Source organism: Streptomyces sp. NRRL S-378 (assembly GCF_000720645.1).
Classification (GTDB): domain Bacteria; phylum Actinomycetota; class Actinomycetes; order Streptomycetales; family Streptomycetaceae; genus Streptomyces.
This window is the reverse complement of record NZ_JOBX01000036.1, coordinates 25844-52047: the sequence shown is the minus strand read 5'-3', so window position 1 is coordinate 52047 and position 26204 is coordinate 25844. Positions and strand designations below refer to the sequence as shown.

Genomic DNA, 26204 nt, shown 5'->3' with positions numbered 1-26204 from the left:
GAACGCGAAAGCCGCTCCCGTGCACGGCGCGGAAGCGGCTTTCGGCCGCGGTCAGTTCGTGGGCTTCGGCGGCCTGCCCCGGCGGGGGATGGGGCCTGGGGCCGAGGGGAGCCGGCCGGCCTCGGCGAGGGCCCGGCGGAGCAGGAACTCGATCTGCGCGTTGGCACTGCGCAGCTCCTCGCCCGCCCAGCGGGCCAGCGCGTCGTACACCTGCGGGTCGAGTCGCAGGAGCACCTGCTTGCGCGTCTGCCGGCCTGCGGGCTTCTCCTCGCCGGAGGGGGTCACTGGTAGAGGGTGCCCGTGTTGAGCACCGGCTGTGCGGCGCGGTCGCCGCACAGGACGACCATCAGGTTCGAGACCATGGCCGCCTTGCGCTCCGAGTCGAGGTCCACGATCTCCTCCTCCGCCAGCCGGGTCAGGGCGAGCTCGACCATGCCCACCGCGCCCTCCACGATCTGCTTGCGGGCCGCCACGACGGCGCCCGCCTGCTGGCGCTGGAGCATCGCGGAGGCGATCTCAGGAGCGTACGCGAGATGCGTGAACCGCGACTCGATGATCTGCACACCGGCGGCCTCCACCCGGGCGTGCAGTTCGGCCGCGAGCTTCTCGGTGATCTCCTCGGCGTTGCCGCGCAGCGACAGGCCGCCCTCCTCGTGGGCGTCGTACGGGTACTCGATCGCGATGTGCCGGACCGCGGCCTCCGTCTGCGTCTCGACGAACTCGGTGAAGTCCTCCACCTCGAACACGGCCCGCGCGGTGTCCTCGACCCGCCACACCACGACCGCCGCCAGCTCGATCGGGTTGCCGTAGGCGTCGTTGACCTTCAGGACGGCCGTCTCGTGGTTGCGCACCCGGGTGGAGATCTTCTCGCGCGAGGTCAGCGGATTGACCCAGCGCAGACCGTCGGCGCGGATGGTGCCGCGGTAGCGGCCGAAGAGCTGGACGACCCGGGCCTCGCCCGGCGCCACCGTGTTGAGACCGCTCATCGCGATCACGGACGCGAGGCCCAGGACCACGCCGGTCACGATCAGGGCCACCTTGGCCCCGGTCGCCGTCGCCACTGCACCGCCCACCACCAGACCCGCGCCCGCGAGCAGGCCGGCCAGTCCGAGCAGCAGCGCGAGTGCGCCGCCGACGCTGCGCGCGGTGAACTCCCGTACTCCGTCAGGATCGACTATGTGGTTCGTCATGGTTCGCCCCGTTTCTGTGCGCACGGCCGGTCGGGCCGGTTAGCAAAGTGATATCACTTTTTTGCGCAATGGCAACCCATCCGCTTATCTGAGCGTCGGTTCCTGTGATGTGGGTGCTGATTCTCACGTCCGAAATGACCGGAATTAGTCCGGATTGGCCAAACTTTGTCACAGCCTGCGGTGTTAGCTTTCTGAGTTGACGTCGGGGGGTAATCGAGCGGAGCGGGAGCGATGGGCCGAGCAGAAGCGCGTAAGGCGCAGCAGCAGCGCGGTGCGCGGCGGGCGCCGAGCGGACGCGCGAAGGGCGCCAAGGGAGGCGGGGGCGCCGGGAAGCGCACGGGCATACGCCGCTTCTTCACCTGGAAGAAGATGCTCGGGGCCTTCCTGGGGATGATCCTGCTCCTCATGGCCGCGGCCTTCGTCCTCTACTTCTCGGTGAACGAACCCACCGACCCGAACAAGCAGGCGACGCTCCAGAGCAACACCTACCGGTGGTCCGACGGCTCGATCATGGCCAACACCGGCAAGATGAACCGCGAGATCGTCACCCTCGACAAGATCCCGCCGGAGGTCCGCACGGCCTTCATCGCCATCGAGAACAAGTCCTTCTACCAGGACCAGGGCGTCGACCTGATGGGCGTGGCCCGAGGTCTGTTCAACACCGTCCGGGGCAAGGGCACGGCCGGCGGCTCGACGATCACTCAGCAGTACGTCAAGAACTACTACCTGACGCAGGATCAGTCGGCGACCCGCAAGCTCAGGGAACTCGTCATCTCCCTCAAGGTCGACCGGCGTATGGAGAAGGACGACATCCTCGCCGGCTACCTGAACACCAACTTCTACGGCCGCAACGCCTACGGCATCCAGGCGGCCGCCCAGGCCTTCTACGGCGTCGACGCCGGACAGCTCACCCTGGAGCAGGGCGCCTACCTGGCCGCCGTCATCCAGGCGCCGAGCCAGTACGACCTGGCGACCGCCGGACCGAACGGCACCAAGCTCGTCAACATCCGCTTCAACGCCGTCCTCGACAACATGGTCGAGATGGGCGAGCTCGACCCGGCCAAGCGCAAGACGATGACCCTCCCGCCGCCCATCAAGCCCAAGCCCCGCCCGGGCATGGAGGGGCAGAAGGGCTACCTGGTCCAGGCCGCCAACGACGAGCTGAACAAGCAGGGCGTCACCGACGCCATGATCACGGCCGGCGGCTGGAACATCACGCTCAACGTCGACAAGAACAAGCAGGGCGCGCTGGAGAAGGCGGTCCACGACGAGTTGGAGTCCAAGCTCGACCGCAAGGACACCAAGAACCGCCCGCAGGACCAGAGCGTCCAGGCCGGCGCCACCTCCGTGGACCCGAAGACCGGTGCCATCGTCGCCATGTACGGCGGCGTGGGCCTGGAGGAGAAGTCCGCGAGCAACGCCCTGCGCACCGACTACCAGCCGGGCTCGACCTTCAAGCCGATCGTGCTCGCCTCCGCCCTGGAGAACGCCTCCAACACCCAGGACGGCAAGCCGATCACTCCGAACGCGCTCTACGACGGCACGAGCAAGCGCCCGGTCGTCGGCAGCAAGATCCCGTTCAACCCGCAGAACCAGGACAACACGAACTACGGCAACCCGATGATGACGGTCCAGGAGGCGACCAATTTCTCGGTGAACTCCGTCTACGCGCAGATGATCGTGGACGTCAAGCCGCCGAACGTGAAGAAGACGGCTCTGGAACTGGGCATGCAGGACCGCGAGGGCTGGCCCGAGGACAAGCCGGCCATGGCCCTGGGCACCATGAGCGCGAACACCGTCGAAATGGCCGGCGTCTACGCCACCTTCGACAACCACGGCAAGAAGGTCACGCCGACCATCATCAAGCAGGCCGAGCACAAGGACCGCGAGTTCACCCCCCAGCAGGCGGTGGGCAGCCAGGCCATCAGCCGCAAGACCGCCGACACCGTCACCAAGGTGCTCCAGGGCGTCGTGGAGGACGAGGGCGGTTCCGGCAACAAGGTCCGCAGCAGCGCCTACGAGGCGGGCGGCAAGACCGGCACCACCGAGTCCAACGTCGCGGCCTGGTTCACCGGCTACACGCCGGAGCTGGTCACCGTCGTCGCCATGTTCGGCGAGGACCCCAACAGCCACAGCCAGGTCACCCTGACCGGTACCGCCGGCCTGGGGCGCGCGGGCGGTTCCAGCTTCCCCGCCTCGATCTGGAAGGCGTACACCCTCGCCGCCCTCAAGGGCGCCAACACGGGCAAGTTCCAGCTGACCGAGGCCGAGATGGGCGCCGTGCAGACGCCGTCCCGCAGCACCTCGCCGACCGCCTCGACGACCCCGTCCTCCAGCCCGACGACCGCTACCACCAGCCCGACGCAGTCCCCGACCCAGACGTCGCCGACTCCCACCGCGACCAAGACGGGACCGACGCCCAGCGGGACGACGTCCCCGACGGCCACGGCCACCAAGACCAACGGCCCCAAGCCGCCGGACCCGCCGGTCCTGGGTGAGCACCAGAGCAGCGGCAACTGACACGGCGCCGCCCCGCAGCCGAGCAGGCTGCGGGGCGGCGCTCTTTCGTTCACCCGCGTACGGTCAGCGCCGTTCGCCCGCAGCCGGCAGCGGCAGCTCGAACCAGACGACCTTGCCGCTGCTGAGCCGGGTCGCGCCCCAGCGGCGGGCCAGCCGGTTGACCAGGAACAGGCCGCGGCCGCCCTCGTCGGTGTCCCGCGCCCGGCGCTGGCGCGGCAGCTGCGGGGAGTCGTCGCCGACCTCGCAGCGCAGCACGTCCGTCCGCAGCAGACGCAGCGTCACGGGCCGCTCCGCGTACCGGACGGCATTGGTGACCACCTCGCTCACCAACAGCTCCAGCGAGTCGCTCAGCTCCTCCAGACCCCACCGGGTCAGGGCGCGGCGGGCGAACCGCCGGGCCCGGCCCGGAGCGGTCTCCTCCGGGTCCAGGAACCAGTACGCGACGTCACTGGGCGCGATGCCGTCGAAGCGGGCCGCGAGCAGCGCGATGTCGTCGTCCCGGTCGCCCGGGCCCAGCATGTCCAGGACGTCGTCGCAGAGGGCCTCCAGCGGCGGCGGGTGGTCCAGGCCGGTCAGCTGGGCGGTGGTGGCCAGGCGTTCGCGCAGCTGCTCGATGCCGGTCCACACGTCCCGCAGCCGCGACTCCACCAGACCGTCCGTGTAGAGCAGCAGCGTGGCTCCGGCGGGCGCGTCCAGCTCCACGGCCTCGAAGTCCACGCCGCCGACGCCGATGGGGGCGCCGGGCGGTACGCGCAGCACCTCGGCCCGGCCGCCCAGGTGCAGCAGCACCGGCGGCGGGTGGCCCGCGTTGGCGATGGTGATCCGGTGCGCGACCGGGTCGTAGACGGCGTACATGCAGGTGGCCATGCGGTCCGTGCCCAGGCGCTGCGCCTGCTCGTCCAGGTGGTGCAGCACCTCGGCGGGAGGCAGGTCCAGTTGCGCGAGGGTCTGGGCGGTCGTGCGGAGCTGGCCCATGATCGCGGCGGAGGTCATGGAGTGCCCCATGACGTCGCCGACGACGAGCGCCACCCGGCTGCCGGGCAGCGGTATGGCGTCGTACCAGTCGCCGCCGACCCGGGCCGTCTCGGCCGCGGGCAGGTAGCGGGAGGCCAGCCGCACCCCGGTGGGCTGCGGCAGGCTGTCGGGCAGCATGGTGCGCTGCAGTTCGTCGGCGATGTACGCCTCGCGGCCGTAGAGGACCGCCTTGTCGATGCCGAGCGCGGTGTGGGTGGCCAGCTGGGCGGCGACCAGCAGGTCGTTCTGCTCGAAGGCCGGACGCTCGGGGCTGCGCAGGAAGACCGCGGCGCCGATCACCCGGCGGCGGCCGCGCAGGGGCGCCAGGACCGCCCGGTTGCCGCGCGGCAGCGGATGGTCCAGCCCGAGCAGCTCGGGCAGCGCCGTGCGGGCGGCGGCGGAGGACCCGAAGACGGGCCGGACGCCGCGCAGCACCTCGGCGAGCGCGCCACCGGGCCGGATCTCGCACAGCTCCGCCGCGGGCAGGTCACCCTGGGGGCCGACCAGCGGCAGCTGGCTGAAGTCGAGCTCGCCGGTGGCCCCCGCGGCCCCGGCGAGGTCCATCCCCGCGCCGATGGTGCTGCTGATGTCGGTGAGGTCGTCGATCGGCCGCAGCCGGTCGGTGCGGCGCAGCCTTAAAACGACCGGGCCGACGGGCCGTTCGTCGCCGACCGGGAGCGGGTCGCGCAGGTAGACGAGGATGGCGTCGGAGAAGGTCGGGACGGTGGCCCGGCACAGGCCGAGGACGATCTCGTCGAGGTCGATGCCGCGGGCGATCCGCCGGGTGGCGGCGCCGACGAAACGCAGCCGGTCCCCCTCGCGGCGCGCCGCGGTCGCGTCCGGGGCGCCCCCTGCCGGTGTTCCGGCCCCGCCGGCCCCCTGGAGGCCCGCAGTGCCGCCCCCGGCGCCCGCCGGGGCCGGACCGGGCCCCGCGGCGCGCACGGCGCCGTCGTGGGGCTCGGCGGCGTCCGCGGTGTTCCGGGGACGGGCGTTGTCGTGGCTCTGGCCCGGGCCGGAGCCCGCAGCGGCGGGGACCTCCGCCGACGCCGCTCCGCGAGGCCGGGGGAGCCCCGCGGCCGGGCCCGCCGCCGAGCGCGCGGCCCGCACGTCGGAAGCCGCCGCGGCGGCCGCCGCGCCCGGCTCGGCCGCGGGGCCGGCTCCGGCGCCCGTGGCATGCGTGCGTACGGCCTCGGTGGCGGCGATGGGCGCCTTGCCGTGGCCGGCCTCGTCCGTACCTCCGCCGGAGGCGACGGGCTGCGGGCCCTCCTGGGAGGTGGGGTACTCCGTCACGCGTGGAATTCCGTCCGTTTGCGCTCGATGTGCGCTGCACTCAACTCGGTCAGTCGCGGTATACCCGCTCAGCGGCCCGGGCACCATCGCCCAGAGGTTCCTCGCTCGAACTTCTCCCCCGGCCGCACGGCCGGGAGCGCCCCGGGCGGACCCCCGCCCCGTCGTCGCCTCTCGTCGTGTGTCGACCTCCGGTCAGATCCCGTGTACGGAAAGACACTTGCTGATGTGCGGCCCGACCGCACCGCCTCGAGCGCGTGACCTCGCGGAGGACGATCCTACGTTTGAACCCCGGGGGCGCATCAAGGGTCTCATGAGGTCATATGCGCCGGGGTGAGGTCCCAGTCCTCCGGCAGGGCCGGAATCCGCCAGGCCGGATCCGGCCGCCAGTCCTCCCAGCCGGCCGAGAACGGAGCGGCCCATTCCTCGATCGCCGCGACCGCCGCGCGACCGGCTTCCCGTACCCGCAGCGCCTGCTCACGGCCCATCAGGCCGGACCGCTGGGCCTGGGCGAACTCGTCCTCGTCCAGCCACTTCCAGCTGCGGTCGGGATAGACGGCGATGTCGAGGAAGTGGTCCACGGAATCCACTCCTCCGGCCCATCTGGACCGCGGCTCCTCGAGGTTCACGTACCAGTTCTTGAACTGCCAGCCCGGTCCCCAGAACAGCCAGACCGACCAGGGGTCCCCGGGGCGGGCCAGTTTCAGGACACCGCCGCCGAACCAGCGCGAGCGCACGGTGGTGCGCGGCGCGGTGTAGCGGGTGGCGAGCGGTTCCTCGTGGACGGGGGTGCCGTCGGCGAGGACCGGCTTGACGCATTCGGTGCCCGGGGCCATCCAGACGGCGAGCATCTCGTCGGTGTCCTGCACCACGGTCACCGGGCGGCAGATGTGCACCGCGCCCGTCCGCCCCGGGGTGTGGTCACGGTAGCGCCAGAGGATCCGGTCCCCGGGCGCCCAGCGCGTGCCCCGCGCGGCGCCGGTCGGCGCGCCCGGCGTCCGGCCGCCCCCGGACTCGAAGGTACCTGTCATGCGCAGATCTTAGGGCGGGGGCCCCTGCGCCCGCTGCGGTGCAGGTCACCGAGCGGTTCGGGGACGGTGAACGATCGGATCCGGCCCCCGCCCCGGGGGGTGCGGACGGCCGGTCAGGGACGCGTCATGCGCAGGACGTCCAGGGCCTCGTCGAGCTGTTCCAGGGTGAGGGCACCGCGCTCCACGTAGCCGGACTCCAGCACGACCTCCCTGATCGTCCTGCGCTCGGCGAGGGACCGCTTGGCCACCTTCGCGGCCTCCTCGTAGCCGATGTAGCGGTTGAGCGGGGTCACCACGGAGGGCGAGGACTCGGCGTACTCCCTGGCCCGGGCCTCGTCGGCGGTGATCCCGTCGACCGTGCGGTCGGCCAGCAGGCGGCTCGCGGCGGCCAGCAGCCGGATCGATTCGAGGAGGTTCCTGGCCATCACCGGGAGCATCACGTTGAGCTCGAAGTTGCCGGCGGCACCCGCCACCGCGACGGTGGCGTCGTTCCCCATGACCTGTGCGGCGACCATCAGGACGGCCTCCGGGACCACCGGATTGACCTTCCCGGGCATGATCGAGGAGCCGGGCTGGAGGTCCGGGAGGCTGATTTCGGCCAATCCGGTCCGAGGGCCCGAGGCCATCCAGCGCAGGTCGTTGCAGATCTTGGTGAGCGAGACGGCGACCGTACGGAGCATGCCCGAGGTCTCCACCAGTGCGTCCCGCGCTCCCTGGGCCTCGAAGTGGTCGCGGGCCTCGGTCAGCGGCAGTCCCGTCGCGACCGCCACCTCGGCGATCACGGCGGAGGAGAAGCCGGGCGGGGTGTTGATGCCGGTGCCCACCGCGGTTCCGCCCAGGGGGAGTTCGGCCAGACGGGGCAGGGACGAGCGCAGCCGCTCGACGCCGTAGCGGATCTGGGCCGCGTAGCCGCCGAACTCCTGGCCGAGGGTGACCGGGGTGGCGTCCATCAGGTGGGTCCGGCCCGCCTTGACCACGCGGTCGAACTCGGCCGCCTTGCGCTCCAGCGCGGCGGCGAGGTGTTCCAGGGCCGGGACCAGGTCGTTCGCGACGGCGGCGGTCGCGGCGATGTGGATGGACGACGGGAAGACGTCGTTCGAGCTCTGCGAGGCGTTGACGTGGTCGTTGGGGTGCACGTCCCGGCCGAGGCGCTCGGTGGCCAGGGTGGCGATCACCTCGTTGGTGTTCATGTTGGACGAGGTCCCGGAGCCGGTCTGGAAGACGTCCACGGGGAAGTGGTCGTCCCAGCGGCCCTCCGCCACCTCGGCGGCCGCGGACCGGATCGCGTCGGCCACGTCCTGGTCCACCACGCCGAGGCGGGCGTTCACGAGCGCCGCCGCGGCCTTGATCCGGGCGAGGGCCGCGATGTGGGCCCGCTCCAGCCGCTGCCCCGAGACGGGGAAGTTCTCCACGGCGCGCTGGGTCTGCGCCCGCCACTTGGCGTGCAGGGGCACCCGTACGTCGCCCATGGAGTCGTGCTCCGTCCGGAACTCTCCGGCCTGCTGATCGTCTGTCATGTCTGCTGCCTCCTCAAAAAAGGTGAGCAATTCTCTTGTTGGAAGTGTTCCCAACTCCCCTACTGGCCAGTAAATACCGGGGGTAACACCGATATCAGGGGAGGCGTCCATGGCACGTTCCCGCACGAGATCCACGCTCAGATCTACCTTCGCCGCCGTCGCGGCGTTCGCGGCCGCCCTGGGGGGCGTCACCGCCGTCACCCCCATGGCCCAGGCGGCCACCACCACCGGGGTCGTCAAACCCCTCCCGCCCGAGCTGGAGGCGATCCGCGCGGCCGAAGCCGTCAAGATCTACGGCGACCCGGCCGTGCGCCCCCAGGCCGACCGCAGGACCGGCCTGATCTCGCTGGGCGACAGCGAGATATCCGGCGAGGGCGTCGGCACCTACGACCCGGCGACCAACACCCCGAACAACCAGTGCCACCGCTCGCCCGACGCGGCGATCCACCGCACCGGCATCCCGGCCGACCTGACCTTCAACGTCGCCTGCTCCGGCGGCTACACCGGCAACATCAGGATCGGCGGCAGCAAGCAGTACGCCGACGAGCTGGTGCAGAGCGACAGCCTCGCCATCAAGGCCCGCAACACCAGGATCAAGATGGTCCTGCTGGTCGCCGGCGCCAACGACGACCTGCAGTTCGGCCCGGTCATGACCGACTGCGTGACCCGCTGGGTGCTCATCCAGGGCACCTGCGAGCCCAAGTACGCACCCGGCTGGCAGGCCCGCGTCGACGGCCTCAGGCCCAAGGTGGAAGCCACGGTCGCCGACCTCAGGACGGTCATGCGCGACGCCGGCTACGCCGACGCCGACTACAAACTCGTCGTGATGGGCTACCCCAGCCCCATCGGCCCCGACTTCTACGACAACCCGGACTTCCCCGGGAAGCTGCCAGGCGGCTGCGCCGGCTACGACTCGGACGCCACCTGGGGCCGCAACTACGCGGTACCCACCTTCGAGAAGGGCATGCGCGCGGCGGCCCTGGCCTCCGGCGCGATCTACCTCGACAACTCCCGCCTCTTCCACGGCCACGAGGTGTGCATGGAGGACACCTGGGCCCGCGGCCTCTACCTGGACCTCGGGGACCACTTCCCCTGGGACGAGAACACCGCCCGCCAGTCCTTCCACCCCAACTACCGCGGACACGGCGCCTTCGCGTCCTGCCTGACCCAGCTCTACGACTCGGGCCTGCGCGAGGCCTCCTGCGCCGACCCCGCGAGCACCGGCAGGCCCGTCCTCCAGGCCGGGGCCTGGGACGACAGGTTCGCACCGCTCAGGAACGAGGCCACCGGCAACTGCCTCGACTCCTCCGGCGGCTCCAGCGCCAACGGGACCAGGACCGTCGGCTGGGACTGTCACGGCGGCCGCAACCAGGGCTGGTGGTACGACACCGCCCGCAAGTCCGTCCACATCGAGCTGACCCAGGACCGCTGCCTCGACGCCCCCGGCGCGAACTACGGCTCCGGCACCGGCCTGGTCATCTGGAACTGCCACGGCGGAGCCAACCAGCAGTTCCTCCGCGACGGCGCCACCCTGCGGCCCGCCGCCGCCCCGGGCATGTGCCTGACCGTGGCCGCCGCCCACGAACCGCTGCGCCTCCAGCCCTGCAACGGATCCGCGAACCAGCGCTTCGCATGACCGGCGCTCCGCACTGACCGCCCCTCTCCCACCCGGACCCCCCACGCCCGGCCGGCGCACCCCGGCCGGGTGTCTTCCAGCGCGGCTTCAGCCCCCCGCAGCCACGATCCTGCGGCTGTCGCGCGTCCTGGGCCGCACCCACGCCCGGCACAAGGGCCCCTGCGCAGGGGCCGAGGCCCGCCTCAGCGGGCCGCCTCCAGCTGCTCGCGCACCTCGCGCGGCCGGTTGGTGATCAGGGTGTCCACCCCGAGCCGCACGCACAGCTCCACGTCCGCCGGCTCGTCCACCGTCCACACGCGTACCGCCAGCCCCTTCGCCTTCAGCCGCCCCACCAGCCCCGGGTCCCTGCGCACCAGGTCGATGCCCGGGCCGGCATGCCCCGCGAACGGCGGCCGGACCGGCCGCAGCCGGCGCTCGATCAGGTAGACGGCCGGCAGGCCCGGCGCGAGCCGGTTCAGCCTGGTCAGGGCGTTGCGCGAGAAACTCATCACCTCGACCAGCCCCGCCCGGCCGTCGGCCAGCCCGTGCTCCCTCAGGACCCGCACCAGCTCGGCCTCCAGCCTGCCGCCCGCACGGGTGGGGTGCTTGGTCTCCACGGCGAGCCCGACGGGCCGGTCGGCGGCCAGCGCCTCCTTCAGCAGGTCCTCGAAGAGCAGCACCTGCGCCCCGCGGTGCTCCGGGCCCTTCCAGCCGCCGAAGTCGAGGGCGGACAGCTCCTCGTACGTCATCTCCGAGACCACCCCGCGCCCGTCGGAGGTCCGCTCCACGCGCCGGTCGTGCACGCAGACCAGCTTGTGGTCGGCGGTGAGCCGTACGTCGCATTCGAGCGCGTCGGCACCGTCGGTGATGGCCTGCCGGTAGGCGGCGAGGGTGTGCTCGGGGTGCTCGTGGGAGGCCCCGCGATGGGCGACGACCCGGACGGCGCGGTCGGTACGGAGCTGCGTGTGCGTCATGCCCCCGACGTTATCCGCATGCGCGGGGCGCCCCCGTACCGCATGCTGCCCCGATGGCGGAACAGCAGAGGTACGGGGTCGCGCACTGCGAGCCCTGCGAGGAGTGCGTCCGGGAGGAAGGGCAGTCCGTCCAGGGCGGCGAGCTGCGCTGGGAGGCGTACGAGTCCTGCACGCGCTACCCCTTCCTGGCGTGCGACCGGGGCGCGGGCGTACCCCCGCCGTGGATCCGGGAGCGCATCCTCGCCCGGGAGGGCGCCGTCCACCTGCCGGTCGGCGGGCCCGGCGGGGTGCCGATCGCGCTGCTGCGCCGGGTGTACGGGCTGAGCATCGCAGAGGTCGTGGCCGCGCGGGAGCACGGGTACCGGGCCACCCCCGTCGAGGCCCGGTACCTGGGGGCGCCGACGACGTGACTACGGCCGCGGCCGGGGCTCCGGCCGCGGGGCGAGCGGGGCCGGGGTGACCTTGAAGCCGCCCTTGGTGACCTCGGTGAAGGGCGCCGGGGCCATGCAGGTGCCGACCGTCGGCTCGGCGACCGATCCGTCGGGCTTCACGTCGACGTTCACGATCCCCCACGAGAAGCCGACGCGGTCGGGCGCGCCGCGCTCGCCGTCCTGGACGCTCAGGCCGATCCGCCTGCCCTCCCAGCCGACGTTCGAGCTCGTGACCACCGCGGTGAGCGTGGCGGTCCTGCCGCCCGTCACCATGCAGTCCACCTCGGCCTCGGCGACGGCCGTGAAGCCCTGGTCCGGCATCGCGTGGTGGACGGTCACCCGGCCCCGTGCGTCCGTCGGCAGGCCCTGCTCCATGTTCTCGGCCTTCCGGGGCCTGCTCCAGGGCACCGACTCGGCGTCGACCGTGAAGCGGATGTCGTGCGAGGCGGGCACGTACGGGTAGTGCACCGTGCCGCCCCCGTGCACCGAGGCGACCTTCGGCGCGGCCGGCGCCGCCGGGGCGGGCGCGGCCGCCATCAAGGTGCCCAGCAGTGCGGCGGATCCGGCGACGGCCAGGGCGCGCGTACGGTTCTTCATCGTCAACTCCCGTGTTCCACAAGCATGTCGGTTACGGGAAGAGCCTCGCCGCCCACGCCCCCCGGCTCCATCTGCCGATCGGCGGAAACAGCCGAGGGGCCCTCTGCCGAACGGCAGAGGGCCCCTCACGGCCGGCGCGGTACTACAGCCCGGGACCGCGGACCGGGATGTGGGTGAACGTCGGCTCGGGAGCCGGGTTCTGGAAGAAGTCGTTGCCCTTGTCGTCGACCACGATGAAGGCCGGGAAGTCCTCGACCTCGATCTTCCAGACGGCCTCCATGCCGAGCTCCTCGTACTCCAGGACCTCGACCTTCTTGATGCAGTCCTGGGCCAGGCGCGCCGCGGGGCCGCCGATCGAGCCCAGGTAGAAGCCGCCGTGCGCGGCGCACGCGTCCGTCACCTGCTGGGAGCGGTTGCCCTTGGCCAGCATGACCTTGGAGCCGCCCGCCGCCTGGAACTGCTCGACGTAGGAGTCCATGCGGCCGGCCGTGGTCGGGCCGAAGGAGCCCGAGGCGTAGCCCTCGGGGGTCTTCGCGGGGCCGGCGTAGTAGACCGGGTGGTCCTTCAGGTACTGCGGCATGTCCGCGCCCGAGTCCAGCAGTTCCTTGATCTTGGCGTGCGCGATGTCGCGCGCCACGACCAGCGGGCCGGTCAGCGACAGGCGGGTCTTGACCGGGTGCTCGGTCAGAGTCGCGAGGATCTCGTCCATCGGCTGGTTCAGGTCGATGGAGACGACGTCCGAGGACTCGGAGAGGTGCTCGTCCGTGGTGTCGGGCAGGAAACGGGCCGGGTCGCGCTCCAGCTGCTCCAGGAAGACGCCCTCGGCGGTGATCTTCGCGGTGGCCTGGCGGTCCGCCGAGCAGGAGACGGCGATCGCGACGGGCAGCGAGGCGCCGTGGCGGGGCAGGCGCACGACGCGGACGTCGTGGCAGAAGTACTTGCCGCCGAACTGCGCGCCGATGCCGATCTTCTGGGTGAGCTCGAAGACCTGCTGCTCCAGGGCCTCGTCGCGGAAGCCGTGGCCCAGCGGCGAGCCCTCGCGCGGCAGCTCGTCCAGGTAGTGAGCGGAGGCGTACTTCGCGGTCTTCAGCGCGTGCTCGGCGGAGGTGCCGCCGACCACGATCGCCAGGTGGTACGGCGGGCAGGCCGCCGTGCCGAGCGAGCGGATCTTCTCCTCCAGGAACTTCATCATGGAGGCCTCGTTGAGGACCGCCTTGGTCTCCTGGTAGAGGAAGGACTTGTTGGCGGAGCCGCCGCCCTTGGCCATGAAGAGGAACTTGTACGCGCCGCCGTCGGTCGCGTACAGCTCGATCTGCGCGGGCAGGTTCGAGCCGGTGTTCTTCTCCTCCCACATGGTGAGGGGCGCCATCTGCGAGTAGCGCAGGTTCAGGCGGGTGTAGGCGTCGTAGATGCCGCGCGAGAGGGCCGCCTCGTCGCCGCCCTCGGTCAGGACGTTCTGGCCGCGCTTGCCCATGACGATCGCCGTGCCCGTGTCCTGGCACATCGGCAGGACGCCGGCCGCCGCGATGTTGGCGTTCTTCAGCAGGTCCAGGGCGACGAACTTGTCGTTCGAGGAGGCCTCGGGGTCGTCGATGATGCGGCGCAGCTGCGCGAGGTGCGCGGGGCGCAGGAAGTGCTGGATGTCGTGGATGGCCTCTTCGGCGAGCTTGCGCAGCGCCTCAGGCTCGACCTTGAGGAACGTACGGCCGTCCGCCTCGAAGGTGGAGACGCCCTCGGCGGTCACCAGCCGGTAGGGGGTGGTGTCCTCGCCCAGGGGCAGCAGGTCGGTGTACGCGAACTCCGGCATTGGGGCCATTCCTCACTCGGCAGACAGCACTGACGACCACATTGGCAGCGCAGTCCACCAGCGTAGAACCTCTCGCCCGGCCTGTGTTTGTGAGGTAAGGCTCACTCGGGGTCCACCGGGGCCCGCTCGGGGTCAGGTCCGGGTCGGCTCCGGGTCGGCTCCGGGTCCACTCGGGGTCGCTCGGTAGTATCGCGATCTATCGTGTCTCGCTATGCTGGCGTCGTGGACCTGGAAAAGCACCCCTCCGCCCCCGCGCCGGCCCCCGCCGGGCTGCGCGCCTCCGACGCCGACCGGGACCGGATCGCACAGATCCTCGGCGACGCCCTCGCCGAGGGCAGGCTGACCGCCGAGGAGCACTCCGAGCGCCTGGACACGCTGTACGCCGTCAAGACGGTCGGCGAGCTGGAAGTTCTCGTAGGGGATCTGCCCGCACCCGGCGGTGCCCATGCCGCGCCACAGCCGGCGTCCGCATCCACGTACCCAGGGGCCGTCGGCCCGGCCGCCGAGACCATCGTCGCCGTGTGCAGCAGTTCCAGCCGCAAGGGCCGCTGGCGGCCGGGCGCGCACACCCGCGCGGTCTCGGTCATGGGCGACATCACCATCGACCTCACCCAGGCGGTCTTCGAGCAGCAGGTCACCGAGATCAACGTGACCTCCGTCCTCGGCAACGTGGAGATCCTGGTCCCGGAGAACGTCACCCTGCGCGGCTACGGCAGCGGGGTCCTCGGCAACTTCGACGTGCGCGGCGAGAGCCGCGGGGAGACCGACCCGCAGGCGCCCGTGGTGATCGTCCGCGGCTTCTCCCTCCTCGGCAACATCGAGGCCCGGCCCAGGATGGGCGCCCGCCTGGTCGACCTGGCGAACAAGCCGCGCAAGCACCTCGACGGCTGACGCGAGGGCCGGTGCGAGGGCTGACGTGACGGCCGGCGCGGCCGCCGGCGCGTTGCCGCCCCGGCGGCCGGTACGGGCGGTGGTGCGCCGCATCCGGATGCGGAGGGTCTCGTTTCGGACGAACCCCGGGCGCCCCGTGGCACACAGTGCATAGGGGGGCGTACAGCGGGTAGGGACAGGTGCGTCGTCTCTCGCTCACGTATACGTCGTCAGGAGTAGACCGTGCCGCATCCGCCGCATCAGTCCCTGCAGGTAGCCGCCGTGAAGAGCCTTCAGGGTCCTGGGGCGAGCCCGTCGGCCGTGCCGAAGCCGCGGGTGCCGGCCAGGGCGGCGGAGGACGGCCCATGGCACGCGGAGGCGGTGTGCCGCCGGGACGAGGCGGGACTGTTCTTCGCCCCGTCCAAGGAGCCGACGGCCGCCCGGCTGTCCCGCGAGGAGGCCGCCAAGCGCGTCTGCGCCCGCTGCCCGGTGATGGTCGCCTGCCGCGAGCACGCGCTGCTTCAGCCCGAGCCGTACGGGGTCTGGGGCGGGCTCACCGCGGCCGAGCGCCGGGTGGTGCTGGCGCGGATGCGCCGCAGGTCCGCCGAGCTGCGGCAGGCCCCCGGCGCGGGGTCGATAGCCGCGGCGGGCTGAGCCCGCCACCGCCGTGGCCGGGCGGCCGTGGTCCGCGTCTGAGGTACGTGCGTACGTACCTCACGGGCGCCCCGTGCGTCCCCCGCACCTCGCACGCGGACACGCGAGAGGGGCGGTCACCCCCGCACACGGTGACCGCCCCTCTCGCGTTGTGCCCCCGCCTCCTACTGCGCGCGGTCGAAGTCGATCGCGCTGTAGGCGCGCAGCTTCGACAGGCGGTGCGTGGAGTCGATCTTCCGGATGGTGCCGGACTTGGAGCGCATGACCAGCGAGGACGTCGTCGCGGTCTGGGAGCGGTAGTGGACGCCGCGCAGCAGCTCGCCGTCGGTGATGCCGGTGGCGACGAAGAAGACGTTGTCGCCCGAGACCAGGTCGGTGGTGGTGAGCACCCGGTCCAGGTCGTGCCCGGCGTCGATGGCCTTCTGGCGCTCGGCGTCGTCCTTGGGCCACAGCTTGCCCTGGATCACGCCGCCCAGGCACTTGATGGCACAGGCCGAGATGATGCCCTCGGGGGTGCCGCCGATGCCCAGGAGCAGGTCCACGCCGGTGCCCTCGCGGGCGGCCATGATGGAGCCGGCCACGTCTCCGTCGGAGATGAACTTGATGCGCGCACCGGTCTCGCGGATCTCCCGGACGATGCCCTCGTGGCGGGGGCGGTCCAGGATGACGACCGTGACGTCCTCGGCGTGCATGCCCTTGGCCTTGGCGACCCGGCGGATGTTGACCGAGACCGGGGCGTTGATGTCGACGAAGTCGGCCGCCTCGGGGCCGGTGACCAGCTTGTCCATGTAGAACACGGCGGACGGGTCGAACATCGTGCCGCGGTCGGCGGCCGCCAGGACGGCGATGGCGTTCGGCATGCCCTTGGCGTTCAGGGTGGTGCCGTCGATCGGGTCGACGGCGATGTCGACCTCGGCGCCCGTGCCGTCGCCGACCTGCTCCCCGTTGAAGAGCATCGGGGCTTCGTCCTTCTCGCCCTCGCCGATGACGACGACGCCGTTCATCGAGACGGTGGAGATCAGGGTCCTCATCGCGTTGACCGCGGCGCCGTCCGCGCCGATCTTGTCACCGCGGCCGACCCACCGGCCGGCGGCCATGGCGGCCGCCTCGGTGACCCGTACGAGTTCGAGCGCGAGGTTGCGGTCGGGGGCCTCCGGGGAGACTTCGAGCTGGGGCGGCAGGTTGTGCTCGGTCATCGGAGCGCACCTTTCTGTACGGCGACGGCCGGAAGTGAGGGTGCTGGAACTCTATCGGTACGTCGACATATTGAGCAGGGCGGGTCACGTATGAGCGGAATATCGGTCATTCGATTGTCCTGAGCGGACGCCTTGCGACGGGTGCGGCGACCGGGCGGGGGAGCCCGGCAGCGCGCGGGGCGGGGCGCTCGGCGGGTAGGCGCGGATCCCCGGCGGGTCCCCGGCCCGTACTCGGCGGCCGACTCAAGAGTGCGCCGCGCGGCGCGCCCGCGCGACCCCGGCGGTGATCGCCCCCCGGCGATACGGGACGATGGTGCCGTGGCAGGTATGAAAGGCAAGCAGACGATCTGGGACATGGTCCGGTCGCTGGCGGTGATCGGTGTCGTCGTCGCCGGGATCTACCTCTTCGTCCCGCATGACGACAAGGCCGATCCCACGCGCACGGTCGACTACCGGGTGGAGACCATCACGGCCCGGCGCGCCGCCCCGTACCCGGTGGCCGCCCCCGTGGGCCTCCCGGAGCAGTGGCGGGCGACCTCGGTGACGTACGAGCGCAAGAAGGCCGACGCCTGGCACCTGGGCTTCCTCGACCCGGAGCGGCAGTACGCGGCGGTGGAGCAGTCCACCGACACCTCCGTGAAGTACCTGGAGCGGGTCACCCGGAGCGCCACGGCCTCCGGCCGGACGCAGCAGGTCGGCGACACGTCCTGGGAGCGCTGGGAAGGCGAGAAGTACGACGCCCTCGTGCGGCGGGAGCAGGGCTACGTCACGGTGGTGACCGGCACGGCCTCCTTCGAGCAGCTCGGCAAGCTGGCGTCGGCACTGGAGTTCAAGCAGGGCCGCTAGGGGGCCCGGAGGTGGCCTGGGAGGCGGCCTCCGAGCGGCCTCGGAAGGGTCCGGGGGCGGTCCGCGGGGCGGTTCAGGGCGCGTCCTCGGCGGCGCGGCCCTCACCGGCCATGAACCGCCAGACCAGGGCGTGCCCCAGCACGATCAGGCCGATCAGCATCAGCGCCTCGGCCTGGATGGGCCGCAGCCCGAAGGGCTCGGCGAGCTCCGGGAAGGCGCCGACCACCGCGATCAGGGCGTAGAGGAGCGCGGCCGCGGCCTGCTGCCAGATCAGGAAGCGGTCACCGCGCGCCCGGGCCAGCAGCCGCAGCGTGCAGACGCAGCCGACCACCGCGAGGACGATGAAGGCCGCCCGCCAGACCTGCGGCTGCTCGGTGCCGCCGATCTGGGCGAACAGGCCCATCAGCGCGGGCAGCAGGAACGACAGGTAGATCCCGCCCACGACGCGCCGCAGGGCGGGTTCGCGCATCCAGTCGTGGTGGCTCTGGACGACGTTCCACCAGAGGCCGACCAGTGTGAAGCAGGTGGCGGAGAACAGGGCGTAGAAGGTGCTGACGTCCATGGATGACGAGGGTGGCAGCAATCCCGTCGGCCGGGCCCGTCCCACGCCCGTGGCCGCCCCGGATCCGCCGGTACGGCCCAGACGGGCGGGGCGGGCGGGGCGGACGAGGCGGACGTGCACGAAGGGCCGTGGCTCCCGGTGATCCGGGGGCCACGGCCCTTGTCGCGTACCTCGCGTACCTCGCGTACCTCGCGTACCTCGCGTAGCCGCGGAGGCGATCAGACGGTGGTGATGACCTCGTCGAAGGCCAGGCGCGGGGAGCGGTCGAACCAGGCACCCTCGGCGGCCGGCTTGCCGATGTTGACGACCATGATCGGGGTGTGGTCGGCGTCCAGGAACTCCTTCTGGATGCCGGCGAAGTCGGCACCGGTCATCGGGCCCGCGGCCAGGCCGGCGGCGCGGATGCCGATGATGAAGTACGCGGCCTGCAGTGCGGAGTTCAGCAGTGCGGACTGCTCGCGGACCGGGCGCTCGGAGAAGAACGCGTCCTTGGCCTGCGGGAAGTGCGGCAGCAGCTGCGGGAGCTCCTCGTGGAACTCGTTGTCCGCCGAGAGGATCGCGACCAGCGGGGCGGTCGCGGTCTTGGCGTCGTTGCCCGGGGCCATGTGCTTGACGAGGCGCTCGCGGGCCTCGGGGGAGCGGACCAGGGTGATGCGCAGGGGGGTCTGGTTGAAGGCGGTCGGGCCGAACTTCACCAAGTCGTAGATCGCCTGGACCTGCTCCTCGGTCACCGGCTCGTCGGAGAACGAGTTGGCGGTGCGGGCCTCCCGGAACAGCAGGTCCTGCGCGGCGGAGTCAAGTACGAGAGACATCGGGAAAGCCTTCTTCCATGCAGAGGTGGAGCGATGTCCACGACTCTACGGCGGAAGTAGATTAACTTTCAACTAAACCCGTGGGGTCGTGACCGGGCTCACTCCTCCCCGGCGGCCTCGCGCGCCGCCAGCGCCGAGTCCAGCCGGGCCCGGGCCCCCTCCAGCCAGTGCCGGCACACCTTCGCCAGCTCCTCGCCGCGCTCCCAGAGCGCGAGGGACTCCTCCAGCGAGGTCCCCCCGGCCTCCAGCTTGCGGACCACCTCGATGAGCTCGTCGCGGGCCTGCTCGTACCCCAGCGCCGTATCGGCCTCTGCCATTCCCTTGTCCATCCTCTGTGTGTTGTGCGACCACGTGATCGCGGCCGTGTGGCGTTACTGCGAAGGTTCGCCCGCCTCGGCCGCCTCGGCCACGTCTGCGGTGTCCGGCGCCTCCGGCGCGGCCGTCGGGCAGACCTCCACGGAGAACGTGCCCTCCGCCACCCGTGCGCGCAGCACCTCCCGCGCCGACACCTCCTGCGGCGAGCGCACCACGTGGCCGTCCGCCCGCTGCAGTACGGCGTACCCGCGCTCCAGCGTCGCGGCCGGCGACAGCGCCACCACCCGGGCCAGCGTGTGGGCGAGTTCGGAGTCGGCCCGGTCCAGCAGGTGCCCCAGCGTGCGCCTGCTGCGTGCCAGCAGCGCGTCCAGCTCGTCCTCCCGCAGCTCCACCATGCGCTGCGGATGGACGAACACCGGCCGGGCCAGCGCGTGCGCGAGCCCCCGCTCCTCCCGGTCGAGCAGGGAACTCACCGCGCGCAGCCCCCGCCCCTGCAACTGGCGTACGCGCTCCAGCTCCTCGCCGACGTCCGGGACCACCTTCTTCGCCGCGTCCGTGGGCGTGGACGCCCGCAGGTCCGCGACCAGGTCCAGCAGCGGCGAGTCCGGCTCGTGGCCGATCGCCGACACCACCGGGGTACGGGCCGCGGCGACGGCCCGTACGACCTCCTCGTCGGAGAAGGGCAGCAGGTCCTCGACGCTGCCGCCGCCGCGCGCCACGATGATCACGTCGACCTCGTCCATGGCGTCGAGCTCCTTGACCGCCCGGACCACCTGCGGCACGGCGTGCACGCCCTGCACGGCGACGTTGCGGACCTCGAAGCGGACCGCCGGCCAGCGGCGCCGGGCGTTCTCCAGGACGTCCCGCTCGGCCGCCGACGCCCGCCCGACCACCAGCCCGACCAGCTGCGGCAGGAAGGGCAGCGGCTTCTTGCGCTCCAGGGCGAAGAGCCCCTCGGCCGCCAGGGACCGCTTGAGCCGCTCCAGCCGGGCCAGCAACTCACCGATGCCGACCGGCCGTATCTCCGTCGCCCGCAAGGACAGCTGCCCGCGCGGGGCGTACCACTCGGGCTTGGCCAGCAGGACGACCCGCGCGCCCTCGGAGACGACGTCCGCGACCTCGTCGTAGACCTGGCGGAAGCAGGTCACGCTCACCGAGATGTCGTGCGACGGGTCGCGCAGCGTCAGGAAGACCACCCCCGCCCCCGGCCGCCGCGAGAGCTGCGTGATCTGCCCCTCCACCCACACCTGGCCGAGCCGCTCGATCCAGCCCCCGATGAGCCGGGACACCTGGCCCACCGGCAACGGCGCCTCGGCCGACGTATTCAGACCCATGTGCGCAGGCTATCCGGCCCCGCCGACAGCACGTCAGGCTCCCGCACCAGTGTCGGAACCCGAACCCCCCGCACCTCCCGAACCCCAGCCCCTCAGGCACCCTGCGCCCCAGCCCCTCAGGCACCCTTCGCCCCAGACCTAAGGCACCCTGCGCCCCAGACCTAAGGCACCCTGCGCCCCAGCCCCTCAGGCACCCTGCGCCCTGGGCCCGGCCACGAGCGCCCTGCGGTCCGGGTCTCGTGCCGCCCTGGGCGTCGGCGCGGTCCGGGCCTCCTGCGTTCCCGGGCGTCGGCGCGGTCCGGGCCTCCTACGGCCCTGGGCGTTGCCGCAGCTCTGGGCTTCCGCCGGCCTCGGCTCCCGCTGCCCTCGGGCCGACGGGTCGGTGCCCTCCCGAGGGTCCGGACGTCCCCGCGGCCCCAGGTGCTCCTGTCGTCAGGGTCGTGCCGTCCCGGGCGCCCTCCGCGGCTCCGGCACGTCCCTCGGGGTCCCGCCCTACTCGCCCTCCCCGGTCGTTCCCGCGGCCGCGGCCGCGGCCACGGTGGGGCGACGGCCGCGTTGGGCGAGGAGCAGGGCCAGGCCTGCCGCCAGCCAGACCGCGCCCACCACCTGCGCCGCGCGGGACGCCCCGACGATCACCGCCACCGTCACCACCGCCCCGAGCGCCGGCACCACCAGGTGCTTCCACCAGTTCGGCCGCCCCTCCCGCCGCCGGACCACGAACCAGCCCACCACCGAGGCGTGCAGCAGGGTGAAGGCCACCAGCGCCCCGACGTCCACGACGGACACCAGGTGGTCCAGCCCGTCGTCGCGCCGCGCCGCCCACACCGCGGCGACCAGCGTCACCGTCGCCGCCACCAGCAGGGCGGCCCGCGGGGTGCCGTCCGAGGTCCGCGCCAGCGCCCGCGGCAGCCGCCGCTCCCGGGCCATCGCGAACACCAGCCGGCCGGCCGCCGCCTGCCCCGCCAGGGCGGCGAACGCGGCCCCGACCGCCTTGCTCACCGCCACCAGGTCGTGCAGCCAGAAGCCGACCGAGGACTCCGCCGCCGTGTAGAAGGCCGGGCCCTGCTGCACCGGATCCGCCCGCAGCTCCGCCGAGGAGACCGGCATCAGCAGCGCCGCCAGACCGCTCTGCACGACGAACAGCGTTCCGGCCAGCGCCAGACAGCACAGCAGCGCCCGCGCCACCCGCTCCGATCCCCCCGTCGCCTCCTCGGCGAAGGAGGCGATGGCGTCGAAGCCCAGGTAGGACAGGACCGCGATGGAGACCGCACCCAGCACCGCCCCCGTGCTGAAGCCGAGCGAGCCGTCACCGGTCAGCGGCGAGAGCCAGCCGCGCCGGGGGCCGTCCTGGACCAGCACGGCCACCGCCGCCACCACGAACACCAGCAGGACCAGCACCTCCAGGACCAGCACGGCCAACCCCACCCGCGCGGCCACCCGTACGCCCCACAGGTTGAGCCCGGTGGTCACCACCACGGCCAGGGCCGTCCACACCCACCGGGAGACCTCCGGGACCAGCGCGTTCATCGCGATCCCCGAGAACAGGTACGCGACCGCGGGGATCAGCAGGTAGTCCAGCATCGCCATCCACCCCGCGATCAGCCCCGGCCCCTCGCCCAGGCCCTTGCGGGCGTAGGTGAAGACCGACCCGGCCTGGGGGGCGACCCGCACCATCTGCGCGTAGGAGAACGCCGTGAAGGCCATCGCGACCGTCGCGACGAGGTAGACGAGCGCGACGGCACCGTGCGACGCGGCGTCGAGCGTGCCGAAGACTCCGACCGGCGCCATCGGGGCGATGAACAGCAGCCCGTAGACGACCAGGTCCCGGAAGCCGAGACTCCGCCGCAGCGCCGCGGACGCCGGGGCGCTGCTGGAATCCGTGGCGGACGCCATCAGTCCTCCGGGTGATGGGTGGGACGTTCTTGCGGAGCCCCCCGGTCAGTCTGTGCCGAACGGGCGACGTTCGGCCTGCTGGAGACCCCCGTACGATGGAGCACATGACTGCTCCCGCCCCTGCTCCCGCTTCCCGCCGTGTCCTGCTCGCCGCGCCCCGCGGCTACTGCGCGGGCGTCGACCGAGCCGTGATCGCCGTCGAGAAAGCCCTTGAGCAGTACGGGGCGCCGGTGTACGTCCGTCACGAGATCGTGCACAACAAGTACGTCGTCCAGACCCTGGAGCGGAAGGGCGCCATCTTCGTCGAGCGGACGGAGGAGGTGCCCGAGGGCAACATCGTGATGTTCTCCGCCCACGGCGTCGCCCCGGTCGTGCACGAGGAGGCGGCGCGCGGCAGGCTCGCGACGATCGACGCGACCTGTCCGCTGGTCACCAAGGTGCACAAGGAAGCCATCCGGTACGCGAACGAGGACTTCGACATCCTCCTCATCGGCCACGAGGGCCACGAGGAGGTCATCGGCACCTCCGGCGAGGCCCCGGACCACATCACCATCGTCGACGGCCCGCACGACGTGGAGAAGGTCACCGTCCGTGACGAGTCGAAGGTCGTCTGGCTCTCGCAGACCACGCTGTCGGTCGACGAGACCATGGAGACCGTCGACGCGCTGAAGACCAAGTTCCCGCTGCTCGTTTCGCCGCCGAGCGACGACATCTGCTACGCCACCTCGAACCGGCAGGCCGCCGTCAAGGTGATGGGCGCGGACTCCGACCTGGTCATCGTCGTCGGCTCGAAGAACTCCTCGAACTCGATCCGGCTGGTCGAGGTCGCCAAGGACGCCGGTGCGAAGGCCGCGTACCTCGTCGACTTCGCGAGCGAGATCGACGAGGCCTGGCTGGAGGGCGTCGCCACCGTCGGCCTCACCTCGGGCGCCTCGGTGCCGGAGGTCCTGGTCGAGGAGGTCCTGGAATGGCTGGCCGCGCGCGGCTACGCCGACGTGGAGATCGTCAAGACGGCGGAGGAGCACATCACCTTCTCCCTGCCCAAGGAACTCCGCCGTGACCTGCGCGCCGAAGCCGCGGAACTGGTCGCCGACAAGTAACTCCTTTCGTACGGTATGTCCATGCAGATCTTCGGCGTGGACATCGGCGGATCCGGGATCAAGGGCGCTCCCGTGGACCTGGAGCGAGGCGACCTGGCGCAGGAGCGCCACAAAGTGCTCACACCACAGCCGGCCACCCCCGACGGGGTGGCCGGCTGCGTCGTCGAGGTGGTGCGCCACTTCGGCTGGGACGGCCCGGTCGGGGTGACGTTCCCCGGCGTGGTCACGGGCGGGGTCACCCGCACGGCGGCCAACATGGACAAGTCCTGGATCGGCGTCGACACGGCGGCGCTGCTCTCGCGCGAACTCGGCGGGCAGCCGGTCACGGTGCTGAACGACGCCGACGCGGCGGGCGTCGCGGAGATGACGTACGGGGCCGGACGCGGGCGCGGCGGCACGGTACTCCTGCTCACCCTCGGCACGGGCATCGGGAGCGCGCTCTTCACGGACGGACGGCTGGTCCCGAACACGGAGCTGGGCCACCTGGAGCTGAAGGGGCACGACGCGGAGACGCGGGCCTCGGTGAAGGCCAAGGAGGAGGGGGACCTCACCTGGGAGCGCTGGGCGCACCGGCTGAGCAAGTACATGCAGCACGTGGAGATGCTCTTCTCCCCGGACCTCTTCATCATCGGCGGCGGCGTCAGCCGCAAGCCGGAGAAGTTCCTGCCCCTGATCGAGGGCGTGCGGGCCGAGATCGTCCCGGCGGCACTGCAGAACAACGCGGGCATCGTCGGAGCGGCGATGGCGGCGAAGAGGTAGGCGGGTCCTGGCCGTGCCCTCCGTCGGGCGGCGCGACGGGGGAGGCGGGTCCTGGCCGTGTCCTCCGTCGCGCCGCCTGACGGGGGAGGCGGGTCCTGGCCGTGCCCTCCGTCAGGCGGCGCGACGGGGGAGGCGGCGCCGGCCGATGAGCACCGCCTTGCGCACCAGCGCGATGAGAGCGGCCACGAGCGTCCCCGCGTACAGCCAGCCGGCGTGCAGGGACAGCGCGGAGACCAGCCCCATCAGCTGGCCGCCGAAGCCGCCGGAGCCGCCCGAGATGGGCCACACTCCGGCGGCGAAGGCGATGGGGACGCCGATCGGCGCGGTGATCAGGTCGGCGGGCCGCACCCAGAGCGCGGTGACGGCCGCGACGGGCGGGAAGAGCAGCCCGTAGACGAAGAGCGAGGAGCCGAACAGCAGCGCACAGATCCCGGCGACGAGCACCATGGAGGCGCACGCGAAGAGCCCGCCGCCGAGGCCGGTCAGCCGGGGGCGGGGCATGCGCCCACGGCGTACGGGCGCCGGCCGGGGGGCGCCGCCGTGCTGGGCGGGCACGCCCGTGGGCCGCGGGCCCCGGCGCTGGGCCGGGGGTCGCTGCGGGTGAGGGGCCGGTCGCGTCCTGTATTGCTCCACCCCACCAAATTAGGCGGGAGGGCGGCCGGAACCGGGCCCGGACACGCGTACATCGACCGCCACTCATCGGAAAGTAAACTGTCCGGTGGCCCACTCCCGGGCCGCCGCCCCCTCCAGCTACGGGAAGTCGCCAACGTGTCGCTCACGATCGGAATCGTCGGCCTGCCGAATGTCGGCAAGTCGACCCTGTTCAACGCCCTGACCAAGAACGACGTGCTGGCGGCCAACTACCCGTTCGCCACCATCGAGCCGAACGTCGGCGTCGTCGGCGTGCCTGACCCCCGTCTGGCCGTCCTCGCGGGCATCTTCGGCTCCCAGCGGGTCCTCCCGGCGACCGTCGACTTCGTCGACATCGCGGGCATCGTGCGCGGCGCCTCGGAGGGTGAGGGCCTGGGCAACAAGTTCCTCGCGAACATCCGCGAGTCGGACGCCATCTGCCAGGTCATCCGTGCCTTCAAGGACGAGAACGTCGTCCACGTCGACGGCAAGGTCTCGCCGAAGGACGACATCGAGACGATCAACACCGAGCTGATCCTCGCCGACCTCCAGTCCATCGAGAAGGCCGAGCCGCGCCTGACGAAGGAGTCCCGCCTCCAGAAGGACAAGGTCGCGGTCCTCGCGGCCGTCGTCGAGGCCAAGAAGATCCTCGAAGCCGGCGACACCCTCTTCTCGAAGGGCATCACGAAGGGCACGGAGCAGGGCGACCTCCTCCACGAGCTCCACCTGCTCACCACGAAGCCCTTCCTCTACGTCTTCAACGTGGACGAGGACGAGCTGACGGACGACGCCTTCAAGGCGGAGCAGTCGGCGCTGGTCGCCCCGGCCGAGGCGATCTTCCTCAACGCCAAGCTGGAGCAGGACCTCTCCGAGCTGGACGACGAGGAGGCCCTGGAGCTCCTGCAGTCGGTCGGCCAGGACGAGCCCGGTCTCGCCACCCTCGGCCGCGTCGGCTTCGCCACGCTGGGCCTGCAGACCTACCTGACGGCCGGCCCGAAGGAAACCCGCGCCTGGACCATCAAGCAGGGCGCGACGGCCCCCGAGGCGGCCGGCGTGATCCACACCGACTTCCAGCGCGGCTTCATCAAGGCCGAGGTCATCTCCTTCGCGGACCTGGTCGACTGCGGTTCGGTGGCCGAAGCCCGCGCCAAGGGCAAGGCCCGCATGGAGGGCAAGGACTACGTCATGCAGGACGGCGACGTGGTGGAGTTCCGCTTCAACGTCTAATACGTTCGGCGGAAGGCCGTCTG

Annotated in this window: 24 protein-coding genes; 9 read left to right on the top strand and 15 right to left on the bottom strand. The window is 72.0% G+C overall.

Annotated features, from left to right (window positions below; all coding sequences use genetic code 11):
• Positions 1-51: 51 nt before the first annotated feature.
• Both IH80_RS0124005 and IH80_RS0124000 read right to left on the bottom strand, forming a co-directional pair.
• Positions 52-285: a hypothetical protein gene (locus IH80_RS0124005; RefSeq protein WP_030963211.1), complete on the bottom strand. Its 234-nt coding sequence runs from the start codon at positions 283-285 to the stop codon at positions 52-54.
• Complete coding sequence (locus IH80_RS0124000) at positions 282-1190, bottom strand: SPFH domain-containing protein (protein ID WP_030963210.1); 909 nt, start codon at positions 1188-1190, stop codon at positions 282-284. The genes IH80_RS0124005 and IH80_RS0124000 overlap by 4 nt, the downstream gene beginning before the upstream one ends.
• A gap of 231 nt (positions 1191-1421) precedes the next feature.
• On the opposite strand from IH80_RS0124000, the gene IH80_RS0123995 reads away from it, so the two are divergent.
• On the top strand, positions 1422-3710 hold the full coding sequence (locus tag IH80_RS0123995) for a transglycosylase domain-containing protein (protein WP_030963208.1): 2289 nt from the start codon (positions 1422-1424) through the stop codon (positions 3708-3710).
• A gap of 63 nt (positions 3711-3773) precedes the next feature.
• Here IH80_RS0123995 and IH80_RS0123990 read toward each other — a convergent pair whose 3' ends face one another.
• From IH80_RS0123990 to IH80_RS0123980, 3 genes are all read right to left on the bottom strand, one after another.
• Positions 3774-6014 (bottom strand): ATP-binding SpoIIE family protein phosphatase, encoded by a 2241-nt coding sequence (locus IH80_RS0123990; protein ID WP_030963207.1) that lies wholly within the window; start codon positions 6012-6014, stop codon positions 3774-3776.
• A 308-nt stretch (positions 6015-6322) separates the two neighbouring features.
• The gene (locus tag IH80_RS0123985; RefSeq protein ID WP_030963205.1) at positions 6323-7042 is read right to left on the bottom strand and encodes a DUF402 domain-containing protein; all 720 of its coding nucleotides are present in this window, start codon (positions 7040-7042) and stop codon (positions 6323-6325) included.
• A gap of 113 nt (positions 7043-7155) precedes the next feature.
• The gene (locus IH80_RS0123980; RefSeq protein WP_030963204.1) at positions 7156-8559 is read right to left on the bottom strand and encodes a class II fumarate hydratase; all 1404 of its coding nucleotides are present in this window, start codon (positions 8557-8559) and stop codon (positions 7156-7158) included.
• A gap of 109 nt (positions 8560-8668) precedes the next feature.
• Between IH80_RS0123980 and IH80_RS0123975 the strand changes: the two genes are divergently transcribed.
• Positions 8669-10195 carry a ricin-type beta-trefoil lectin domain protein gene (locus tag IH80_RS0123975; protein ID WP_030963202.1) on the top strand — a complete coding sequence of 509 codons (1527 nt, stop codon included), beginning with the start codon at positions 8669-8671 and terminating at the stop codon, positions 10193-10195.
• Positions 10196-10377: 182 nt separating this feature from the next.
• Here IH80_RS0123975 and IH80_RS0123970 read toward each other — a convergent pair whose 3' ends face one another.
• A complete protein-coding gene (locus IH80_RS0123970; RefSeq protein ID WP_030963199.1) occupies positions 10378-11148 on the bottom strand; it encodes a glycerophosphodiester phosphodiesterase in 771 nt (256 codons plus the stop codon).
• A 53-nt stretch (positions 11149-11201) separates the two neighbouring features.
• On the opposite strand from IH80_RS0123970, the gene IH80_RS0123965 reads away from it, so the two are divergent.
• Positions 11202-11558, top strand: a complete 357-nt coding sequence (locus IH80_RS0123965; protein ID WP_030963198.1) for a hypothetical protein — start codon at positions 11202-11204, stop codon at positions 11556-11558.
• Here the strand turns inward: IH80_RS0123965 and IH80_RS0123960 are convergent, their stop codons facing one another.
• Together IH80_RS0123960 and IH80_RS0123955 are read right to left on the bottom strand one after the other, a co-directional pair.
• Positions 11559-12176: a hypothetical protein gene (locus IH80_RS0123960; RefSeq protein ID WP_030963197.1), complete on the bottom strand. Its 618-nt coding sequence runs from the start codon at positions 12174-12176 to the stop codon at positions 11559-11561.
• A gap of 142 nt (positions 12177-12318) precedes the next feature.
• Positions 12319-13983 (bottom strand): fumarate hydratase, encoded by a 1665-nt coding sequence (locus IH80_RS0123955; protein WP_030963196.1) that lies wholly within the window; start codon positions 13981-13983, stop codon positions 12319-12321.
• A 222-nt stretch (positions 13984-14205) separates the two neighbouring features.
• On the opposite strand from IH80_RS0123955, the gene IH80_RS0123950 reads away from it, so the two are divergent.
• On the top strand, positions 14206-14874 hold the full coding sequence (locus IH80_RS0123950; protein ID WP_030963195.1) for a DUF1707 SHOCT-like domain-containing protein: 669 nt from the start codon (positions 14206-14208) through the stop codon (positions 14872-14874).
• 222 nt (positions 14875-15096) lie between these two features.
• Entirely contained in the window at positions 15097-15507 is a 411-nt protein-coding gene (locus IH80_RS0123945; RefSeq protein WP_030963194.1) for a WhiB family transcriptional regulator, read from the top strand.
• 164 nt (positions 15508-15671) lie between these two features.
• On the opposite strand, the gene glpX is transcribed toward IH80_RS0123945, so the two are convergent.
• Positions 15672-16703 (bottom strand): class II fructose-bisphosphatase, encoded by a 1032-nt coding sequence (gene glpX / locus IH80_RS0123940; protein WP_030658724.1) that lies wholly within the window; start codon positions 16701-16703, stop codon positions 15672-15674.
• 327 nt (positions 16704-17030) lie between these two features.
• Between glpX and IH80_RS0123935 the strand changes: the two genes are divergently transcribed.
• Positions 17031-17549: a DUF4245 domain-containing protein gene (locus IH80_RS0123935; RefSeq protein ID WP_030963193.1), complete on the top strand. Its 519-nt coding sequence runs from the start codon at positions 17031-17033 to the stop codon at positions 17547-17549.
• Positions 17550-17622: 73 nt separating this feature from the next.
• Here IH80_RS0123935 and IH80_RS0123930 read toward each other — a convergent pair whose 3' ends face one another.
• The 5 genes from IH80_RS0123930 to IH80_RS0123910 form a co-directional block, all read right to left on the bottom strand.
• Positions 17623-18111, bottom strand: a complete 489-nt coding sequence (locus IH80_RS0123930; RefSeq protein ID WP_030963192.1) for a hypothetical protein — start codon at positions 18109-18111, stop codon at positions 17623-17625.
• A 218-nt stretch (positions 18112-18329) separates the two neighbouring features.
• A complete protein-coding gene (locus IH80_RS0123925; RefSeq protein WP_030963191.1) occupies positions 18330-18923 on the bottom strand; it encodes a malonic semialdehyde reductase in 594 nt (197 codons plus the stop codon).
• Positions 18924-19021: 98 nt separating this feature from the next.
• Positions 19022-19240, bottom strand: coding sequence for an exodeoxyribonuclease VII small subunit (locus IH80_RS0123920; RefSeq protein ID WP_199819303.1), 219 nt, complete (start codon positions 19238-19240; stop codon positions 19022-19024).
• 54 nt (positions 19241-19294) lie between these two features.
• On the bottom strand, positions 19295-20572 hold the full coding sequence (gene xseA, locus IH80_RS0123915) for an exodeoxyribonuclease VII large subunit (RefSeq protein WP_030963188.1): 1278 nt from the start codon (positions 20570-20572) through the stop codon (positions 19295-19297).
• Between the two features lie 492 nt (positions 20573-21064).
• A complete protein-coding gene (locus IH80_RS0123910; protein ID WP_051809854.1) occupies positions 21065-22465 on the bottom strand; it encodes an APC family permease in 1401 nt (466 codons plus the stop codon).
• Positions 22466-22560: 95 nt separating this feature from the next.
• Here IH80_RS0123910 and IH80_RS0123905 point away from each other — a divergent pair, with 95 nt between their 5' ends.
• The gene (locus IH80_RS0123905) at positions 22561-23565 is read left to right on the top strand and encodes a 4-hydroxy-3-methylbut-2-enyl diphosphate reductase (RefSeq protein ID WP_030963186.1); all 1005 of its coding nucleotides are present in this window, start codon (positions 22561-22563) and stop codon (positions 23563-23565) included.
• Between the two features lie 21 nt (positions 23566-23586).
• A complete protein-coding gene (ppgK, locus tag IH80_RS0123900) occupies positions 23587-24324 on the top strand; it encodes a polyphosphate--glucose phosphotransferase (RefSeq protein ID WP_030963185.1) in 738 nt (245 codons plus the stop codon).
• Between the two features lie 111 nt (positions 24325-24435).
• Here the strand turns inward: ppgK and IH80_RS0123895 are convergent, their stop codons facing one another.
• Positions 24436-24825, bottom strand: coding sequence for a DUF6542 domain-containing protein (locus IH80_RS0123895; protein ID WP_051809852.1), 390 nt, complete (start codon positions 24823-24825; stop codon positions 24436-24438).
• Positions 24826-25092: 267 nt separating this feature from the next.
• Between IH80_RS0123895 and ychF the strand changes: the two genes are divergently transcribed.
• Positions 25093-26181, top strand: coding sequence for a redox-regulated ATPase YchF (ychF, locus tag IH80_RS0123890; RefSeq protein WP_030963183.1), 1089 nt, complete (start codon positions 25093-25095; stop codon positions 26179-26181).
• The last annotated feature ends 23 nt before the right edge of the window (positions 26182-26204 follow it).

Coding starts and splice junctions, on each gene's coding strand:
- IH80_RS0124000 (WP_030963210.1), bottom strand. CDS start 1,190: ATGACGAACCACATAGTCGATCCTGACGGAGTACGGGAGTTCACCGCG.
- IH80_RS0123995 (WP_030963208.1), top strand. CDS start 1,422: ATGGGCCGAGCAGAAGCGCGTAAGGCGCAGCAGCAGCGCGGTGCGCGG.
- IH80_RS0123985 (WP_030963205.1), bottom strand. CDS start 7,042: ATGACAGGTACCTTCGAGTCCGGGGGCGGCCGGACGCCGGGCGCGCCG.
- IH80_RS0123980 (WP_030963204.1), bottom strand. CDS start 8,559: ATGACAGACGATCAGCAGGCCGGAGAGTTCCGGACGGAGCACGACTCC.
- IH80_RS0123975 (WP_030963202.1), top strand. CDS start 8,669: ATGGCACGTTCCCGCACGAGATCCACGCTCAGATCTACCTTCGCCGCC.
- IH80_RS0123970 (WP_030963199.1), bottom strand. CDS start 11,148: ATGACGCACACGCAGCTCCGTACCGACCGCGCCGTCCGGGTCGTCGCC.
- IH80_RS0123965 (WP_030963198.1), top strand. CDS start 11,202: ATGGCGGAACAGCAGAGGTACGGGGTCGCGCACTGCGAGCCCTGCGAG.
- IH80_RS0123960 (WP_030963197.1), bottom strand. CDS start 12,176: ATGAAGAACCGTACGCGCGCCCTGGCCGTCGCCGGATCCGCCGCACTG.
- IH80_RS0123955 (WP_030963196.1), bottom strand. CDS start 13,983: ATGCCGGAGTTCGCGTACACCGACCTGCTGCCCCTGGGCGAGGACACC.
- glpX (WP_030658724.1), bottom strand. CDS start 16,703: ATGACCGAGCACAACCTGCCGCCCCAGCTCGAAGTCTCCCCGGAGGCC.
- IH80_RS0123935 (WP_030963193.1), top strand. CDS start 17,031: ATGAAAGGCAAGCAGACGATCTGGGACATGGTCCGGTCGCTGGCGGTG.
- IH80_RS0123930 (WP_030963192.1), bottom strand. CDS start 18,111: ATGGACGTCAGCACCTTCTACGCCCTGTTCTCCGCCACCTGCTTCACA.
- IH80_RS0123925 (WP_030963191.1), bottom strand. CDS start 18,923: ATGTCTCTCGTACTTGACTCCGCCGCGCAGGACCTGCTGTTCCGGGAG.
- IH80_RS0123920 (WP_199819303.1), bottom strand. CDS start 19,240: ATGGCAGAGGCCGATACGGCGCTGGGGTACGAGCAGGCCCGCGACGAG.
- xseA (WP_030963188.1), bottom strand. CDS start 20,572: ATGGGTCTGAATACGTCGGCCGAGGCGCCGTTGCCGGTGGGCCAGGTG.
- IH80_RS0123910 (WP_051809854.1), bottom strand. CDS start 22,465: ATGGCGTCCGCCACGGATTCCAGCAGCGCCCCGGCGTCCGCGGCGCTG.
- IH80_RS0123905 (WP_030963186.1), top strand. CDS start 22,561: ATGGAGCACATGACTGCTCCCGCCCCTGCTCCCGCTTCCCGCCGTGTC.
- ppgK (WP_030963185.1), top strand. CDS start 23,587: ATGCAGATCTTCGGCGTGGACATCGGCGGATCCGGGATCAAGGGCGCT.
- IH80_RS0123895 (WP_051809852.1), bottom strand. CDS start 24,825: ATGCCCCGCCCCCGGCTGACCGGCCTCGGCGGCGGGCTCTTCGCGTGC.